The sequence below is a fragment of the Curtobacterium sp. MCLR17_034 genome (assembly GCF_003234485.1).
GTDB lineage: Bacteria > Actinomycetota > Actinomycetes > Actinomycetales > Microbacteriaceae > Curtobacterium > Curtobacterium flaccumfaciens.
On record NZ_QKTH01000016.1, the window covers coordinates 1 to 17,726 of the forward strand.

Here is a 17,726-nt window from a genome sequence, read left to right on the forward strand (position 1 = left end):
ACCCGCCACCCACCCGCCACGCGGCCGCGCCGACGCCCGGCGGACTGTCGGTCCCGACCCCGTAAGATCGAGCACATGGCTTCGACGACCGCGCGCGGGCGAGCGAAGCGGCAGGGGCGCCAGAAGACCGACGCCGAAGGCCGCATGTCGCTCGGGCAGCACCTCATCGAGCTGCGCAACCGTCTCTTCCGCGCAGTCGTGGCGATCGTCGTCGGTGCGATCGGCGGCTGGTTCCTCACCCCGTGGGTGCTCGACGCGCTCCGGGCACCGGTGACCGAGCTCGCCAAGGTCGGCGGACACACGGCCGAGCTGAACTTCCCGATGATCACCGGGGCGTTCGACCTGAAGCTGCAGATCGCGATCACCATCGGCGTCGTCATCGCGAGCCCGGTCTGGCTGTACCAGATCTGGGCGTTCATCGTGCCCGCGCTCGTCCGGCGCGAGCGGCAGTACGTCTGGGGCTTCCTCGGCACCGCGATCCCGCTGTTCTTCGCCGGGTGCTACTTCGGGTGGTACATCCTGCCGCACGTGGTCGGCATCCTCGGCAGCTTCGTGTCGAGCCAGGACACCTCGATCGTCGATGCGAAGGCGTACTACGACTTCGTCATCAAGCTCATCGTCGCGGTGGGCATCGCCTTCGTGCTGCCGGTGTTCATCGTGCTGCTGAACTTCGTCGGGGTGCTGTCGGCCTCCGCGATCATCAAGAGCTGGCGCGTCGCGATCCTCTGCATCCTGGTCTTCTGCGCCATCGTCACGCCGAGTGCCGACGTCATCTCGATGTTCCTGCTGGCCATCCCGATGACCGTGCTGTACGTCGCGGCCTGCTTCATCGCGTGGATCCACGACCGCCGTCTGGCCAAGCGTCAGGCGAAGCTCGACGAGGAGTACGACCTGTGAGTGGCACGAGTGCGGCCGAGCGGTTCGCCGCGGCCAAGGTGCGCAACCGGTCGCGCAACCTCGAGCTCTTCCGGACGGACCTGCGGTTCGACCTCGACCCGTTCCAGTTCGCCGCCTGCGACTCGCTCGACCAGGGCCGCAGCGTCCTGGTCGCCGCCCCGACCGGAGCCGGCAAGACGATCGTGGCCGAGTTCGCCATCTGGCTCGCCATGCGCCAGCCGACGGCGAAGGTCTTCTACACGACGCCGATGAAGGCACTGAGCAACCAGAAGTACGCCGAGCTCGTCGACGTCTACGGCGAGTCCGAGGTCGGGCTGCTCACCGGGGACACGAACGTGAACCCCCGCGCCCGCGTCGTCGTGATGACGACCGAAGTGCTCCGGAACATGATCTACGCCGACTCGGACCTGCTCGACGACCTCGCCTGGGTGGTCCTCGACGAGGTGCACTACCTGGCCGACCGGTTCCGCGGTGCCGTGTGGGAAGAGGTCATCCTGCACCTCCCGACCGAGGTCCGCCTGGTGTCGCTCAGCGCCACGGTGTCCAACGCCGAGGAGTTCGGCGACTGGCTGCAGACCGTCCGTGGCGACACCGACGTCATCGTCTCCGAAGACCGTCCGGTGCCGCTGGAGCAGCACGTCCTGGTCGGTTCGAAGATGGTCGACCTGTTCGACTCGAGCGGTGCCGCGGCGACGAACCGCGTGAACCCGGAACTGCTCCGCATGGTCGGTGGCGGTTCGCGGAGCGAGCGGAACGGCGGCGGCCACCGCGGCCGGCGCGGTCGTGGTGGCTACCCCGAGCGTCGCGGGCCCCGCACCGAGAAGGTGCACCGCGAGCAGATCGCGCACATGCTCGACGAGCGGATGCTCCTGCCCGCGATCTTCTTCGTGTTCAGCCGCAACGGCTGCGACCAGGGCGTCCGCAACGTCCTGCGCTCGGGCCTGTCCCTGACGACGGTGCAGGAGCGCAACGAGATCCGCGAGACGGCGGAGTACCACTGCCGCACCCTGCTCGACGAAGACCTGGCCGTCCTCGGCTACTGGGAGTGGCTCGAGGGGCTCGAGCGCGGGGTCGCGGCGCACCACGCCGGCCTGCTCCCCGCCTTCAAGGAGGTCGTCGAGAACCTCTTCCAGCGCAAGCTCCTGAAGGTCGTGTTCGCCACCGAGACCCTGGCGCTCGGCGTGAACATGCCGGCGCGCACCGTCGTGCTCGAGAAGCTCGAGAAGTTCAACGGCGAAGCCCGTGTGCCGATCACCCCGGGGGAGTACACGCAGCTCACCGGTCGTGCCGGTCGTCGTGGCATCGACGTCGAGGGGCACTCGGTCATCCAGTGGACCGACGGGCTCGACCCGCAGGCCGTCGCGTCGCTGGCCAGCCGTCGCACGTACCCGCTCAACTCGTCGTTCAAGCCGACCTACAACATGGCCGTCAACCTGATCGACCAGTTCGGCCGGCAGCGCACGCGCGAGGTCCTCGAGACGTCGTTCGCCCAGTTCCAGGCCGACCGGTCGGTGGTCGACCTCGCCCGCAAGGTCCGCTCGCAGCAGGAGTCGCTCGACGGCTACCGCGAGGCGATGCAGTGCCACCTCGGCGACTTCACCGAGTACTCGGCACTCCGCCGTGAGCTCTCCGACCTCGAGCGCACGAACGTGCCCGGCGGTCGCGAGGCGTCGCACGGCGCCCGCCAGGAACGACAGGCCGCGATCACGGCGGTCCGCCGCCAGCTGCAGCGCCACCCCTGCCACGCCTGCCCGGAACGCGAGGCGCACGCCCGCTGGTCCGAGCGCTGGTGGAAGCTCAAGCGCGCCAACGACAAGCTCGTCCAGCAGATCCGGTCCCGCACGGGCGCCGTCGCGACGACGTTCGACCGTGTCACCGAGGTCTTGCTCGAGCTCGGCTACCTGGTGGACGCCGGCAACGGCGAAGCCACGGTGGCCGCGGGTGGCCGTCGCCTGCAGCGCATCTACGGCGACCGCGACCTGCTGGTCGCCGAGTGCCTCGAGGCGGGGGTCTGGAAGGACCTCACCCCGGCACAGCTCGCCGCCATGGCCGCGACGATCATCTACCAGCCCCGCCGCGAGGACGCGCCCGGCACCGAGCATGCCCTGCCCCGCGGTGCGTTCCGCCCCGCGCTCGACGAGACACTGACGATCTGGTCGCGCCTCGACGACATCGAGCGTGCGGCGCGCCTGGCCGGTTCGCAGCCGCCGACCCCGGCGATGGCCGTCGGCATGTTCCGCTGGGCCTCGGGTTCCGCCCTCGACGACGTCCTCCGCACCCTCGACCTGCCGGCCGGTGACTTCGTGCGCTGGTCGAAGCAGGTCATCGACCTGCTCGACCAGATCCGGAACGCCGGCGACGACGAACTCGCCCAGACCGCCCGACGGGCGACGGACGCGGTTCGCCGCGGCATCGTCGCCTACGCGGCGGTCTGACAGGAGGCCCGGTGCCGGTTCCGGAGACCAGTGTGCGCGGGCTGCCCGCGCGCGTCGGCCGCGGGGCGGTCGCGACCGGCCCGTTCGCCGCGTTGCCGCTGGGCACCGCGGTGCCGTTGGCCGTCATCGGCGGGATCCTCTTCGCCCTCGCGTTCCCGTCGCCCGGGTGGTGGTTCCTCGCCTACCCGGCACTCGCCTGCATGCTGCTCGCGGTGATGGGACAGCGGGCGCGGCGTGCGGCGTGGATCGGCTACCTCGCCGGCGCGGCGTTCTGGATCCCGGCCATCTCGTGGGCGGGTCGCTACCTGGGCCCGGTCCCGTGGTTCGCACTCGCCCTGCTCGAAGCCGCGTTCTTCGCGCTCGGCAGCGTCGCCATCGCCCTGGCGTACCGCTGGGTCGCCCGTGTGGTGCCCTCGACCGCCGGACGCGTGTGGGGCCTCCCGGCCGTCGTCGCCGCACTCTGGACCGGACGCGAGTGGTTCTCGGGGAGCTGGCCGTACGGCGGTTTCGCCTGGGGGCGGGTCGGCCTGTCGCAGTCGCAGGGGCCGTTCACGCACCTGGCCGCGTACGTCGGCGTCCTCGGGCTGACGTTCATCGTCGTGTACTGCGTCGCGGTCGTGGTGTCGCTCGCGCTCGTGGCACCCCGCGTGCCGGGCGTGACGCTCCGGCTGCCCGTGCGGGTGGCGACGGCGGGTCTGCTCGTCGCGGCGGTGCTGGCCGTGCCGGCGTGGCCGACGGCGACGAGCGGCACGATCCGGGTCGAGGCGGTGCAGGGCAACGGTCCCGCGGGCTACTTCGACCGTGCGGAGCCCGGCGACGTCCTGGCGGCGCAGGTCGCGGCGACGGACGTGGACGCGAAGGGCGTCGACCTCGTCGTGTGGCCCGAGGCCGGTGCGGAGTACGACCCGCGGCAGCAGCCGGTCATCGCGTCCGCCCTCGACTCGGTGGTCGACTCGCTCGACGCCCCGATCGTCGCGGGTGCCATCACGCAGACCCCGTCGGGGGTGCTGCACAACACGTCGTTCGTGTGGACCGCCGACGGCTGGCAGTCGTCCTACGACAAGAAGCGTCCGGTGCCGTTCGGCGAGTACGTGCCCGACCGCTGGTTCTTCTCCAAGCTCGCACCGTCGCTGATCGGTCTGCTGCAGCGCGACTACACGCCGGGGACGAAGCCGAACGTGCTCTCCGTCGCGGGCATCCGTGCCGGCATCTCGATCTGCTTCGACATCGTCGACGACGGTCTGACCGCCGACATGGTGCGCGGGGGAGCGCAGGTGATCCTCGCGCAGACGAACAACGCCGACTTCTCGGGCACCGACGAGAACCTGCAGCAGCTCGAGATCGCGCGGATGCGGGCCATCGAGACCGGTCGGTCGCTGGTGAACATCTCGACCGTCGGAGCGTCGCAGGTCATCGACCCGAGCGGCCGCACGATCGACCGGGTGCCGGAGTACACCGCGACGTCGATGGTGACCGACGTGCCGCTCGGCACATCCACCACCCCCGCGTCGATCCTGTCCGGCTCGATCACGCTCATGCTCTCCCTCGGGGGGCTCCTCGTGCTCCTCGCCTGCGCGCCCTGGGGTCGTCGCACCCGCTCCTGATCGGGCACGCCGCGCCCAGCCACTGGGAACGGACTGTGAATGCGCCGGTACGGGATTGATGGGGCGTGGGACAGTGTTGTGGAGGGCAGACGAGCGAGAGGAGCACACACATGGCTGATCGGAGTCTCCGCGGCATGCGGCTCGGGAGTCAGAGTCTCCAGAGCGAAGAGGGCGTCGAGCTCTCAGATCGCAAGCGCGCGGTCTACCAGACGGATTCGGGTGAGACGTTCGACATCGTCTTCTCGGCCGATGCGGACGTCCCCCAGACCTGGTCGGAGCCGCGCTCCGGTCGCGAGGGCCGCCTGCTCGGCGACGACGGGATCCCCGTCGAGGTCGCCGAAGAGGACGTGAAGGCACCCCGTACCCACTGGGACATGCTGCTCGAGCGCCGCTCGCGCGAGGAACTCGAGGAGCTCCTCGAAGAGCGCCTGCAGGTCCTCCGCGCACGACGCGGCGCCTGACACCACCGAACACACGACGACGCCCGCCCCGGTTCCCCGGGGCGGGCGTCGTCGCTCGTTGGTGCGGGACCGTCAGCGCCGGCCGGAGCCGTCGCTGGTCCGGTGACCGGACGCGTCGTCGCCCGGCGTGGCCGGAGTGTCCGCGACCTGTTCGGCGGTCGCGTCGTCGGCCGCCGCGAGGTGCGCATCGACACTGCGGTTCGACTCCGCCAGGCGCGCGTCGAGGTCGGACTCGGGGACGATGTCCGCGGCGGTGGCGTCTGCACGCGGCATCGTGGTGTCCGCGGCTGCGGTGTTCGCCAGGCTCTCGTTCGCGAGCTTCGAGATGCGGGACAGGAAGTCCGTGCCACCGGCACCGCCGGCGACCGGACCGGCGCCGCCACCGCGGCTGGCGCTGAAGCCCTTCGCGATGCCGGACAGGGCCTCGGTGAACTCGCTCGGGATCATCCAGAGCTTGTTCGACGTGCCCTCGGCGATCTTCGGCAGGGTCTGCAGGTACTGGTAGGACAGCAGCTTCTCGTCCGGGTCACCGGTGTGGATGGCCTCGAACACGGTCGCGATGGCCTGGGCTTCACCCTCGGCACGGAGCACCTGCGCCTTGGCGTCACCCTCGGCGGCCAGGATCGCTGCCTGTCGCTGCCCCTCGGCCTCGAGGATCTGGGACTGCTTGGTTCCCTCGGCCTGGAGGATCGCGGCACGTCGGCTGCGCTCGGCACGGAGCTGCTGCTCCATGGCGTCCTGGATGGACACGGGCGGCTCGATCGCCTTGAGCTCGACTCGGCCGACGCGGATGCCCCACTTGCCCGTGGCTTCGTCGAGGACGACGCGGAGCTGGCCGTTGATGTTGTCGCGGCTGGTCAGGGCCTCTTCGAGGTTCAGGCCACCGACGACGTTGCGGAGCGTGGTGGTGGTGAGCTGCTCGACGGCGCCGAGGTAGTTCGCGATCTCGTACGTCGCGGCACGGGCGTCGGTCACCTGGAAGTAGACGACGGTGTCGATCGAGACCACCAGGTTGTCCTCGGTGATCACGGGCTGCGGCGGGAACGAGACGACCTGCTCACGCATGTCGAGCAGCGGCCGCAGGCGGTCGATGAACGGCACCAGGAGGTTCAGGCCCGGGTTGAGGGTCTTGTGGTACTTGCCGAGTCGCTCGACGATCCCCGCGGTGGCCTGGGGAACGATCCGGATCGCCTTCGCCAGGACGACGATCACGAAGATGACGACGACGAGGATGAGCACGATCAGTGCGATCGTCCCCGGGGAGATGCTGGTCACGAGGTGGCCCTTTCTGCGAGGCGCACGACCGCGGTCGACCCCTCGATCGACTCGACGACCACGGGGGTCCCGAGTGGCGGTGTGCGGTCGACGGAGTCCGCGGCGAATCGCGCACTCCAGGTCTCGCCGTTGGCCAGGCGCACCTGACCGGGACTGGAGGAGGTGAAGGCGACCGCGACCGTGCCGGCGAGCCCGATGAGCCCCTCGACGTTGGTGCGGTGCGGGTCGGCACCGCGGCCGAGCGCGACGAGCAGTCGCGGTCGGACGAGCGACAGCAGCACGAGGGCGGCCACCGCGGCGACGATGGCGGACAGCCACCACGGGGCGCCGAGCAGTGCGGCGATCAACCCGCCGGCGGCACCCGCCGCGAGCATGATGAAGATGAAGTCGAGGGTGAAGATCTCGACCACGCCCAGGAGCAACACCAGGCCGATCCAGACGGTGCTCTGGATCCAATCGATTCCGTTCACGCGATCTCCCTCCCTCGGTCGCGCGCGGCGGCTCGCTGCGTCGCGACAGCCGGTACAACTCCGTTCAACATATCAGGGCCGTCCGACGGTCGTGCAGGCGATTGGTAGGCTCGGTGCGCCCGACCGGCCGGAACCAGACCTGGAGAACACGACTGTGAGCAACCCCCTCGCCCCCGGATCCCTCACCGACAAGCGCGCCGTCGTCACCGGTTCGTCCCGTGGCATCGGCGCCGACACCGTCGGGTACCTCGCCGAGGCCGGGGCGAAGGTCGTCGTGAACTACCGCAACAAGGCCAAGCGCGCGGAGCAGATCGCCGAGAAGATCGTCGAGGCCGGCGGCTCCGCCCTGGCCGTCGGCGCCGACCTGACCGAGCACGACTCCGTGCAGACCCTCGTCGACACCGTCGTCCAGGAGTGGGGCGGCATCGACCTGCTCGTGCTCAACGCGTCGGGGGGCATGGAGTCCGGCGTCGGCGAGGACTACGCGCTCCGCCTGAACCGCGACGCCCAGGTCGACATGCTGCAGACCGCCGTGCCGCACATGCCCGCCGGCTCCCGCGTGGTGTTCGTCACGAGCCACCAGGCGCACTTCGTCGAGACCGCCGAGACGATGGACGAGTACGTCCCGGTCGCCAAGAGCAAGCGTGCCGGAGAACTCGCCCTCCGTGAGCTCATCCCGCAGCTCGAGGCCGCCGGCATCGAGTTCGTCGTCGTCTCCGGCGACATGATCGAGGGCACGATCACCGCGACGCTGCTGAACCGCCTGAACCCCGGCGCGATCGAGGGTCGTCGGCAGGAGGTCGGCAAGCTCTACAGCGTGTCCGAGTTCGCGGCCGAGATCGCCCTCGCCGCCGTCGAGCCGATCCCCGCCGACCACACCAAGCTGGTCGGCGACGTCAGCGGCTTCGTCGGCTAACGTCGGGCGGGTGACCGCCAAGCCCGGCCTGCGCCGCACCTCCCGCATCCTGCTGCTCGACCCCGAGGGCCGCGTGTTCCTGATGGACACGAATTCGCCCTCGTCGGACGGCGCCCACCGCTGGATCACGCCGGGTGGTGGGGTCGACCCGGGGGAGTCCCACCGCGACGCCGCGATCCGCGAGCTGCGCGAGGAGACGGGGATCGTCGTCGACGAACCCGGCGAGCCGGTGTGGTCCTGGGACTTCACGGTCGAGTGGGACCTCGCCGACCACGACCGCGGGCACGCCGAGTTCTACGTCGTCCGCACGCCCGGTTTCGAGCTGTCGGACGCCGAGTGGACCGACGACGAGCGCGTCGACATCCTCGCCTCGCGGTGGTGGACCGCCGACGAGCTCGAGGCGACCGACGAGGAGTTCGAACCCGCCGAGTTGCCGGACCTGGTGCGCCGTCACGGCGCCTGAGCACCGCACCACGGCCTGACGGCCGACCCAGGACCGGACGGGAGGCCCGTGGCGGGCCCGCCACGGGCCTCCCGTCGGTACGCTGACCCGCATGCACACCGATCCGGTCGACGACGACCCCACCGGCGCCGACGCGCACCCTGCCGACCGGCACGGCCGGATCCGGGTGCGCGGTGCCCGCGCGAACAACCTGCGCGACGTCGACGTGGACCTGCCGAAGCGGCGGCTCACGGTGTTCACCGGGGTCTCCGGCTCGGGCAAGAGCTCGCTCGTGTTCGGCACCGTCGCCGCCGAGTCGCAGCGGATGATCAACGAGACCTACAGCGCGTTCGTGCAGGGGTTCATACCCTCGCTCGCGCGTCCCGACGTCGACCTGCTCGACGGCCTGACCACCGCGATCGTCGTCGACCAGGAGCGCATCGGCGCCGACCCTCGCTCCACCGTCGGCACCGCCACGGACGCGAACGCGATGCTGCGCGTGCTGTTCAGCCGACTCGGTCAGCCGCACATCGGGGGGCCGAACGCGTTCTCGTTCAACCTCGCCACCGTGACGGCCGGGGGAGCGATCACGGTGCAGAAGGGTGCGGACGCGAAGGCCCAGAAGGTCTCGTTCACGCGGCTCGGCGGTATGTGCGCGGACTGCGAGGGCCGGGGGCTGGTGAACGACATCGACCTGACGCAGCTGTTCGACGACACGAAGTCGCTCGGGGACGGCGCGCTCACGATCCCCGGGTACGGGACCGACGGGTGGAACGTGCGGCTGTACGCCGAGTCGGGCTACTTCGACCGGGACACCCCGATCCGCGACTTCACGGAGCAGGAGCGGCAGGACTTCCTGTACCGCGAACCGACGAAGCAGAAGATCGCCGGCATCAACATGACCTACGAGGGGCTCGTGCACCGGGTCCGCCGATCGTTCCTGCAGAAGGACCGCGAGGCGATGCAGCCGCACATCCGGGCGTTCGTCGACCGTGCGGTGACCTTCACGACGTGTCCGGCCTGCGACGGGACCCGGTTGAACGACACCGCCCGCTCGTCGAAGATCGCTGGCCGCAGCATCGCCGACGTCTGCGCGATGCAGATCACCGACGCCGTCGCCTGGCTGCGGGGTCTGGACGACCCGGGGGTCGGGCCGTTGCTCGAGGGGCTCCGCGACCTGCTCGAGTCCTTCGTCGAGATCGGACTCGGCTACCTGTCGCTCGACCGCCCGACCGGCACGCTGTCCGGGGGAGAGGGGCAGCGCGTGAAGATGGTGAAGCACCTCGGCTCCTCGCTCAGTGACGTCACGTACGTCTTCGACGAGCCGAGCACGGGGCTGCACCCGCACGACATCGAGCGGATGAACGACCTGCTCGTCCGGCTGCGCGACAAGGGCAACACCGTCCTGGTCGTCGAGCACAAGCCCGAGGTCATCGCGATCGCCGACCACGTCGTCGACCTCGGACCCGGTGCCGGTTCCGGCGGTGGGACGCTCTGCTACCAGGGGTCCGTCGACGGGCTGCGTGCGAGCGGGACCGTGACCGGTCAGCACCTGGACGACCGCGTGACCGTGAAGTCCGAGGTCCGTCGTCCGGACGGGGCGATCGCGATCCGCGGCGCCTCGGCCCACAACCTGCACGACGTCGACGTGGACGTCCCCACCGGGGTGCTCACCGTCGTGACGGGGGTCGCCGGCTCGGGCAAGAGCACGCTCATCCACGGGTCGCTGGCCCGGCGCGACGACGTGGTCGCCATCGACCAGAGCGGCATCCGTGGGTCACGGCGGAGCAACCCGGCGACCTACACCGGCCTGCTCGAGCCGATCCGCAAGGCGTTCGCGAAGGCCAACGGCGTCAAGCCCGCGCTGTTCAGCGCCAACTCGGAGGGCGCCTGCCCGGCGTGCAACGGTGCCGGTGTCGTGTACTCCGACCTCGGCATGATGGCGGGCGTCGCGAGCCCCTGCGTCGAGTGCGACGGCAAGCGGTTCGACCAGTCCGTGCTCGGGTACCACCTGGGCGGGAAGGACATCAGCGAAGTGCTCGGCATGTCCGTCGCCGACGCGTTGGCGTTCTTCGCGGCGGGGGAGTCCGCACTGCCGGCCGCCCACACGATCCTCGCCCGGCTCGCCGACGTGGGGCTCGGGTACCTGACGATCGGCCAGCCGCTCACCACGTTGTCCGGGGGAGAGCGGCAGCGGCTCAAGCTCGCGACGCACCTCGGTGACCGGGGCGGCGTGGTGGTGCTCGACGAGCCCACCGCGGGCCTGCACCTGGCCGACGTCGAGCAGCTGCTCGGCCTGCTCGACCGGCTCGTCGACGCCGGCCGGACGGTCGTCGTGATCGAGCACCACCAGGCCGTGATGGCGCACGCCGACTGGATCATCGACCTCGGGCCGGGCGCCGGGCACGACGGTGGACGGATCGTGTTCGAGGGGACGCCCGCTGCACTCGTGGCGGCGCGGTCGACCCTGACCGGGCAGCACCTCGCGGCGTACGTCGGAGCCTGAGTCGGGGGACAGGCTCGGACGGCGAATCTGGGCACCAGCCGTGTGTGAGGACTACCGTCCTGACTGACGCTCACGATCGGCTACCCGGCCTGGATCGGCGTCCTGACCAGAAGGAGCTCCACCATGTCCAACCCCGGCAACGCGCCCGCGCAGTCGAACACCTTCGCCATCGTCTCCCTGGTGCTCGGCATCATCGGGACCTTCGTGGGCCTGTTCGTGCCGATCGTCGGTGTCATCGGCGGCATCGTCGGTCTCGTACTCGGCATCTCGGCGCGCAAGCGTGGCGGCAGCCGCGGGATGATCACGGCGGGCGTCATCCTGTCGATCGTCGCCATCGTCATCGGTGTGATCGGTTTCATCATCAACGCGGTGGCGCTCTCGAACATGTGAGTGGTGCGCTTCGCATCGTGAGCAGCAATGGTCGAGTCCAGCGGATGGACTCGACCATTGCTGCTCACCAGGCGCCTCGGGGGCCGAGCTTGCAGCTGTTCAGGAACGCGGGCGTACCGTCCGGCGCATGAGCTACAGCCAGCCTGACCCAGCCGAAGAGACCACCCAGAGCGAGTCGCCGGAGCAGCCCGACACCGACCAGGACACCCTGGAGGAACAGGGCGGCGAGCCGGCGGCGCTCGAGATCGACGCCGACGACGTCCCGACGAAGCCCGCCGACTGACACCGTCGTCATCCAGTGAGCAGAAGAGGTCGAGTTCGTACAGCGGACTCGACCTTTTCTGCTCACGAAGCGTCGTACGGGGCGTCCGCCGGAGCGCCGATAATGCATATTATGTCAACTCAGGCTTATGTCGACTCAGGCGTTCCTGCCCTGCCCGCTCGGCTGACGGGACGCTCGACATCACTTCCCTAGCGTGGACGCGTGCACGATCACCGAGATGACCGACGCCGTTCACGAACCGTGACACCCCGGGTCCTGCTCGCCGTCGCCCTGTCCGCGTTCCTCGTGCTGATCGGCACGACACCCGCATCGGCGCACGCAGCACTGACATCGAGTGATCCGGCGGACGGCGCCACCGTGGCTGCCGACCTTGAGCGAGTGACGCTCACCTTCAGCGAGGCGCCGCTTGCCGGGCTCGAAGCCGGTCTGCGCATCGAGGTCCGGGACGACGGCGGGACCGACGAGTCCTCCGGAGCGGTGGCCGTCGACGGCACCTCGATGTCCAAGGCGGTGTCGCTCTCCCCCGGCCCGCACACCCTCGTCTGGCGGTACGTCTCCCCTGACGGCCATCCGATCGAGGGGCAGCTCGCGTTCTGGGTGGAAACGGCCGCATCTCCGACCGTTCCACCCACGACGACGAGCCCGACGGCCGCGCCCACATCATCCTCGGAACCGTCGGCAGCGGCAGCGGGAGCCGCACCGAACACGGGTGCCGGAACGCACGCGCACGGCCACGGCGGCCCGGCACTCCTGTTCGGGGTCGTCGGGATCCTGGCAGTGCTCGTCATCGGTGCGGTCGTGCTCCGCATCCGCCGGGGCGCCGACGCGCGGACCGAGGGCTGACGGGACGCTCGAGCCTCAGAACACCGCCACGGTCATGCCCGACGACGTCGCGGGTCGGTCCATCGCGACGAGCGCGTCGGGCAGGTCGTCGAAGCCGATCGTGCGGCCGATCGTTCGCTCCGGACGCAGCCGCCCGGCCACGACGGCGTCGAGCATCGCGCCGTACTCCCCGACCGCTGCGCCGTGGCTGCCGAGCAGTTCGAGTTCGTCCGCGATGACCCGGCCCATCGGGATCGCCGGAGCGGCTTCGTCGTCGAGGAGCAGCCCGACCTGCACGTGCCGGCCGCGCGGACGCAGGGACGCCACGGCGGCGACGGAGGTGGCACGGCTGCCGTAGGCGTCGAGCGAGACGTGCGCTCCGCCGCCCGTGCGGAATCGGACCGTGGCGACGGCATCGTCGTCCATCAGCACGGTGTCGGCGCCCAGGGCAGCGGCGCGTTCGAGTGCTGCCGCGGAGACGTCGACGGCGACGACGTGCGCGCCGGCGGACACGGCGACCATGACCGCGGAGAGCCCGACTCCCCCGCAGCCGTAGACCACGACCCACTCCCCTGCGGCGACGCGCCCTCGGGCGTGCAGGGCGTGGAACGCGGTGCCGAATCGGCAGCCGAGTGCTGCCGCCACCGCGAAGTGCACGGCGTCGGGCAGCGCGACGAGGTTCAGGTCGGCGTGCGGGACGACCAGGGAGTCCGCGTACGAGCCCTGCAGGTCGAACCCGGGCTGCTGCTGGGCGGTGCACACCTGGGTGGCGCCGTCGAGGCACTCGGCGCAGGTCCCGCATGCGAACACGAACGGTGCCGTCACCCGGTCACCCACGGCGAAGCGCTGGACGCCCGTGCCGATCGCCGCGACGACGCCGGCGAACTCGTGGCCGGGCACGTGCGGCAGCCGGACGGAGTCGTCGTGGCCCTTCCAGGCGTGCCAGTCACTGCGGCAGACGCCGGTGGCAGCCACCCGGATGACGACGCCGTGGTCCGGGGCCACGGGCTCCGGTAGGTCGACGATCGAAGGGACGGAACCGAACTGGGAGTACTGGACGGCGCGCATGCGGCCATCCTGACAGACGCCGGACGCCGGACGCCGGACGCCCGACGCCCGACGCCCGACGGTGGACCAGCGCGACCGACCGCCCGAGGCGACCCGTCCGCCGGGGTCCCCACGGGCCTCCAGGCCGATGGCCGCCCGACCACCCGACCACCCGACCTCGCGAGCGGTCCACCGCACCCCGATCGGCCGTTGCGCCGCAGGCGCGTCCGCCGGTTGACTCGTCACGTGACCGATCTGCGCTTCTCCGCCGACCCCGAAGACCTCGACGTCAACCGCGTGCACCGCTGGCTCAGCGAGGAGTCGTACTGGGCCCGCGGCCGTGACCGGGCGACGCAGGAGGCGATCGTCGCCGGCTCCCGGAACTTCGGCGTGTACGACGCGATCACCGGCGAGCAGCTCGGCTACGCGCGGGTGATCACCGACGGCGTGACGTTCGGGTGGCTCGCCGACGTGTTCGTGGACCCCGACGCCCGGGGCCGCGGCGTCGGGGTCGCACTCGTGCGCGGCGTTATCGAGGCGGTCGAGCCGCTCGGCCTGAAGCGCTTCGCCCTGTTCACCGCGGATGCCCACGGGCTGTACGAGCGGTTCGGGTTCCGCCCGCTGCCCGATCCGGACGGCTGGATGATGCGTCCCGGGCCGGGGTTCGGCGCCGACGTGCACGACTGACGGGGCGCGGGCGCACACGCAGCGCTGCCCCTCAGTACTCGATGCGGCCCTCGCGGTTGTGGAACTCCCCCGTCGGCCCGTCGGTGCCGATCGTCGCGAGCATGACCGTGGCGTCGGTGCCCTCGGTGATCGTCTGGTGTCCGCCGAACCCGTTGAACTCCGTCGCCGTGTAGCCCGGGTCGCTCGCGTTCACCCGGAACCCGGGCAGGTTCTTCGCGTACTGCACGGTCAACGCGATCACGGCCGCCTTCGACGCCGCGTACGGCACCGCCGGCACCCCGTACTCGTCGTGTCCCGGTGTCGTCAGCCAGCGCGGGAACCCCACCCCCGACGAGACGTTCACGATGACGGGTGCCGCCGAACGTCGCAGCAGGGGCAGCGCGGCCTGGGTCACCCGGACGATGCCGGTGACGTTGGTGTCGAGCACGGTCGCCATGGCGCTCGCGTCGAGGTCGTCGACCCCGAACGAGGTGCCGAGGATCCCGGCGTTGTTCACGAGGACGTCGAGCTCGGGGATGGTCGCGATCGCCGCGTCGATGCTGGCCTGGTCGGTGACGTCCAGCTGCACGACGTGGGCGCCGAGTGCGCGGGCGTCGTCGCCGCTGGCCGGGTCGCGCATGCCGGCGTACACGGTGTGGCCGGCTTCGAGCAGTCGGCGTGCGGTCTCGAGTCCGAGGCTGCGGTTGGCCCCGGTGATCAGTGTCGTTGTCATGCGCCCAGCCTGCCCCCGCCGGCCCGGCTCCCCCAGGCACGGTGCGACGGTGGGACCGGCAGTACCAGGACGGACTGGAGGCGCGGGGCGATGATGGTGGACATGAGCGAGTTCGCGAACGTGTTGCGTTCCTGGCGTGACCGGGTGCGTCCCGAGGCGGTCGGCCTGCCGGCCGGCCCCGGCAGACGGACCCCGGGCCTCCGCCGCGAGGAGCTCGCCGCGCTGGCGGGCGTGAGCGTCGACTACGTCGTCCGCCTCGAGCAGGGCCGGGCGACGAACCCGTCGCCGCAGCTGCTCGCCGCCCTTGCGACGGCGCTCCGGCTGTCGTCCGAGGAGCGGGACCACCTGTGTCGGGTGGCCGGCGTCGCCCCTCCGTCGCGTCAGGTCGTGCCGCGGCACATCACGCCCGGCGTGCAGCGGCTGGTCGACCGGCTCGGCGACGTGCCGCTCGCGGTGTTCACGGCGACCCACGACATCGTGCTCTGGAACGAGTTGTGGGCCGCGGTGAACGGCGACCCCTCGCGGTACGTCGGGCTCGATCGCAACTTGGTCTGGCGGCACTTCACGCAGGAGCGCGACGGGGTGGACTGGGACGACGAGCACCAGGAGGAGTTCTCGAGCGACCTCGCCGCCGACCTGCGGCAGGCGTACGGGCGTTACCCGGCGGACCGTGACCTGGCGGACCTGGTCGAACGGCTGCTGCGGGAGTCCCCCGAGTTCGCCCGGCGGTGGGAGACCGGCCGGATCGCCGAGCACCGTGCGAGCCGCAAGGTCGTGCACACGCCCGTCGGGCCGGTGGAGATCGACTGCGACGTGCTGAGCGTCCCCGGCGGTGACCTGCGGATCGTCGTCTACACGGTCGTCCCGGGCTCCGAGGACGCCGCGAAGCTCGACCTGCTCCGGGTCACCGGCCTGCAGGAGCTCACGCCGCGGTGAACACCAGCGACGCGTTCTGACCGCCGAACCCGAACGAGTTGTTCAACGCGGCACGGAGCGGCGCGGTCCGGGCGGTGCCGGAGACGACGTCGAGGTCCACCGCGGGGTCGAGCCGGTCGAGGTTCAGGGTCGGTGGCACGGTCCCGGTCTCGAGCGCCCGCAGGGTCAGGATCGCCTCGACCGCGCCGGCAGCGCCGAACATGTGCCCGATGGCGCTCTTCGGAGCGGTGACCAGCGCTCCGGTCCCCACCGCACGGCTGATGGCGGCCGCCTCGCCGACGTCGCCGACCGGGGTGCCGGTGGCGTGCGCGTTCACGTGGTCGACGTCGGCGCCGGTGAGGCCCGCCATCCGGATCGCGGCGCGCATGGCCCGCTCCTGCTCGCTGCCGTCCGCCAGCGGTGCGGTGATGTGGTGCGCGTCCGAGGTGATCCCCCACCCGGCGAGCGTGCCGTGCGACCGCTGCCCCCGGGCGGTGGCGTGGTCGGCGCGCTCGAGCACGACGATGCCGGCGCCCTCGCCGAGGACGAAGCCGCGGCGGTCGGCGTCGAACGGACGGGACAGGGTCGTGGGGTCGTCGCCGTCGGGCTTCGCGAGGGCCTGCGACTGGGCGAACGACGCCATCGTCACCGGGGTGACCGCGGCCTCGGTCCCGCCGGTGATGACGACGTCGGCCTCACCGGTGGCGATGAGCCGTGCGGCGGTGGCGATGGCATCCGCACCGGAGGCACATGCCGACACCGTCGTGTAGGCGCCGCCCCGCGCCCCGTAGGCGATGCTGATCTGCGCGGCGGCACCGTTCGCCATGAGCATCGGCACCGTGCGCGGTGAGACCCGCCGGGCACCGGACGCGCCGAGCACGTCGTGGGCGTCGAGGAGTGTCTCCACTCCCCCGATCCCGGTGCCGATCACCACGGCGAGGCGGTCGCCCTCCACCGCGGGGGCACCGGCGTCGGCCCAGGCCTCGTCCGCGGCGACGAGCGCCAGCTGCTGACTACGGTCCAGGCGATTGGCACGGACCCGCCCGAGCGACCCCTCGGCGTCGAGTGCGGCATCGGCCCCGACCCGGATCGGCACCTGTTCCCAGAGCGCTCCGTCGCGGTGCAGTGCGCGGACGCCGGAGCGACCGGCCACCAGGGCGTCCCAGAGCGGCGCGACGCCGTGGCCGAAGGGTGAGACCGCGCCGAAGCCGGTGATGACGATGTCCACGGGAACTCCTCTTGTACGTTGAACAAGTTGAGTTGTACCACGTACAATTCAGACATGGCAACCACGGTGGACGGCTCCGGCACGGCACGCGGCGCGGCGACACGGTCGAGGATCCTCGCCGCGACGGCCGGACTGCTCAGCGCGGGCGCTCGGAGCGTCACCGTCAGCGAGGTCGCCCGGGCCGCGGGTGTCTACCCGAACCAGATCACGCACCACTACGGCTCGAAGGACCGCCTGGTGCTCGACGCCGCGTTCGCGCTGTTCCTCCGCGACACCACGCGACTGCAGGCGGCCGGACGGCGCGCCCGCTCGGCGGAGTCGTTCCGACAGGTCCTCGCCCGCACCGCGCTCGCGATGCCGTCGACCCCGCTCGTGGTCCGCGCGCTGGGGGCCGCCGGGGACGACCCGGCGCAGCGTGTGCGCGTGCGGCTGCTGCTCGCCGTGCTGTTCCGGCAGTCCGAGCGCTACCTGGAGCGCGTCGTCGCCGACCAGGGCTGGACGAGCCCGAGCGGCGTCGCCCGGGACGCCCGCACGTTCTGGAGCGCGGTGTTCGGTGCCACCCTGCTCGCGGACGCCGGAGTCACCGGCGGCCCCTCGGACCTCGACCTGGCGGGGACGATCTCGATCCGTTGACCG

The 17,726-nt window shown here is 71.2% G+C and carries 18 protein-coding genes; 13 read left to right on the top strand and 5 right to left on the bottom strand.

Features of this window, described 5'->3' with window-relative positions:
• Window positions 1-144: 144 nt before the first annotated feature.
• The 4 genes from tatC (at window position 145) to DEI98_RS14360 (ending at window position 5,397) form a co-directional block, all read left to right on the top strand.
• Complete coding sequence (tatC, locus tag DEI98_RS14345; RefSeq protein ID WP_110863923.1) at window positions 145-897, top strand: twin-arginine translocase subunit TatC; 753 nt, start codon at window positions 145-147, stop codon at window positions 895-897.
• Complete coding sequence (locus DEI98_RS14350; RefSeq protein WP_071244709.1) at window positions 894-3,332, top strand: RNA helicase; 2,439 nt, start codon at window positions 894-896, stop codon at window positions 3,330-3,332. The genes tatC and DEI98_RS14350 overlap by 4 nt, the downstream gene beginning before the upstream one ends.
• An 11-nt stretch (window positions 3,333-3,343) precedes the next feature.
• Entirely contained in the window at window positions 3,344-4,936 is a 1,593-nt protein-coding gene (gene lnt / locus DEI98_RS14355) for an apolipoprotein N-acyltransferase (protein WP_258367023.1), read from the top strand.
• A 110-nt stretch (window positions 4,937-5,046) separates the two neighbouring features.
• Window positions 5,047-5,397, top strand: a complete 351-nt coding sequence (locus DEI98_RS14360; protein ID WP_027465636.1) for an RNA polymerase-binding protein RbpA — start codon at window positions 5,047-5,049, stop codon at window positions 5,395-5,397.
• 72 nt (window positions 5,398-5,469) lie between these two features.
• Here the strand turns inward: DEI98_RS14360 and DEI98_RS14365 are convergent, their stop codons facing one another.
• Both DEI98_RS14365 and DEI98_RS14370 read right to left on the bottom strand, forming a co-directional pair.
• Window positions 5,470-6,672, bottom strand: a complete 1,203-nt coding sequence (locus DEI98_RS14365; protein ID WP_111054244.1) for an SPFH domain-containing protein — start codon at window positions 6,670-6,672, stop codon at window positions 5,470-5,472.
• Window positions 6,669-7,142: an NfeD family protein gene (locus DEI98_RS14370; protein ID WP_071244706.1), complete on the bottom strand. Its 474-nt coding sequence runs from the start codon at window positions 7,140-7,142 to the stop codon at window positions 6,669-6,671. The genes DEI98_RS14365 and DEI98_RS14370 overlap by 4 nt, the downstream gene beginning before the upstream one ends.
• 154 nt (window positions 7,143-7,296) lie before the next feature.
• On the opposite strand from DEI98_RS14370, the gene DEI98_RS14375 reads away from it, so the two are divergent.
• From DEI98_RS14375 to DEI98_RS14395, 6 genes are all read left to right on the top strand, one after another.
• On the top strand, window positions 7,297-8,058 hold the full coding sequence (locus tag DEI98_RS14375; RefSeq protein WP_111054243.1) for an SDR family oxidoreductase: 762 nt from the start codon (window positions 7,297-7,299) through the stop codon (window positions 8,056-8,058).
• 10 nt (window positions 8,059-8,068) lie between these two features.
• Window positions 8,069-8,521, top strand: coding sequence for an NUDIX hydrolase (locus tag DEI98_RS14380; protein WP_111092508.1), 453 nt, complete (start codon window positions 8,069-8,071; stop codon window positions 8,519-8,521).
• A gap of 91 nt (window positions 8,522-8,612) precedes the next feature.
• Window positions 8,613-11,006 carry an excinuclease ABC subunit UvrA gene (locus DEI98_RS14385; protein ID WP_220037084.1) on the top strand — a complete coding sequence of 798 codons (2,394 nt, stop codon included), beginning with the start codon at window positions 8,613-8,615 and terminating at the stop codon, window positions 11,004-11,006.
• A gap of 123 nt (window positions 11,007-11,129) precedes the next feature.
• Window positions 11,130-11,396 (top strand): DUF4190 domain-containing protein, encoded by a 267-nt coding sequence (locus DEI98_RS14390; protein WP_111039357.1) that lies wholly within the window; start codon window positions 11,130-11,132, stop codon window positions 11,394-11,396.
• Window positions 11,397-11,523: 127 nt separating this feature from the next.
• On the top strand, window positions 11,524-11,679 hold the full coding sequence (locus tag DEI98_RS18760) for a hypothetical protein (RefSeq protein WP_163343611.1): 156 nt from the start codon (window positions 11,524-11,526) through the stop codon (window positions 11,677-11,679).
• 201 nt (window positions 11,680-11,880) lie between these two features.
• On the top strand, window positions 11,881-12,522 hold the full coding sequence (locus DEI98_RS14395; RefSeq protein ID WP_111101113.1) for a copper resistance CopC family protein: 642 nt from the start codon (window positions 11,881-11,883) through the stop codon (window positions 12,520-12,522).
• A 15-nt stretch (window positions 12,523-12,537) separates the two neighbouring features.
• On the opposite strand, the gene DEI98_RS14400 is transcribed toward DEI98_RS14395, so the two are convergent.
• Window positions 12,538-13,569, bottom strand: coding sequence for an alcohol dehydrogenase catalytic domain-containing protein (locus DEI98_RS14400; protein ID WP_111101114.1), 1,032 nt, complete (start codon window positions 13,567-13,569; stop codon window positions 12,538-12,540).
• Between the two features lie 225 nt (window positions 13,570-13,794).
• Between DEI98_RS14400 and DEI98_RS14405 the strand changes: the two genes are divergently transcribed.
• Window positions 13,795-14,235 (top strand): GNAT family N-acetyltransferase, encoded by a 441-nt coding sequence (locus tag DEI98_RS14405; RefSeq protein ID WP_111101115.1) that lies wholly within the window; start codon window positions 13,795-13,797, stop codon window positions 14,233-14,235.
• A gap of 31 nt (window positions 14,236-14,266) precedes the next feature.
• Here DEI98_RS14405 and DEI98_RS14410 read toward each other — a convergent pair whose 3' ends face one another.
• Window positions 14,267-14,947 (bottom strand): SDR family NAD(P)-dependent oxidoreductase, encoded by a 681-nt coding sequence (locus DEI98_RS14410; protein ID WP_071403827.1) that lies wholly within the window; start codon window positions 14,945-14,947, stop codon window positions 14,267-14,269.
• Between the two features lie 102 nt (window positions 14,948-15,049).
• Here DEI98_RS14410 and DEI98_RS14415 point away from each other — a divergent pair, with 102 nt between their 5' ends.
• Window positions 15,050-15,883 (top strand): helix-turn-helix domain-containing protein, encoded by an 834-nt coding sequence (locus tag DEI98_RS14415; protein WP_175474960.1) that lies wholly within the window; start codon window positions 15,050-15,052, stop codon window positions 15,881-15,883.
• Here the strand turns inward: DEI98_RS14415 and DEI98_RS14420 are convergent.
• Window positions 15,870-17,090, bottom strand: coding sequence for a beta-ketoacyl synthase (locus DEI98_RS14420; protein WP_111101116.1), 1,221 nt, complete (start codon window positions 17,088-17,090; stop codon window positions 15,870-15,872). The two genes, DEI98_RS14415 and DEI98_RS14420, sit on opposite strands and share 14 nt — an antisense overlap.
• 54 nt (window positions 17,091-17,144) lie before the next feature.
• On the opposite strand from DEI98_RS14420, the gene DEI98_RS14425 reads away from it, so the two are divergent.
• The gene (locus DEI98_RS14425) at window positions 17,145-17,723 is read left to right on the top strand and encodes a TetR/AcrR family transcriptional regulator C-terminal domain-containing protein (RefSeq protein WP_111101117.1); all 579 of its coding nucleotides are present in this window, start codon (window positions 17,145-17,147) and stop codon (window positions 17,721-17,723) included.
• Window positions 17,724-17,726 lie beyond the last annotated feature (3 nt).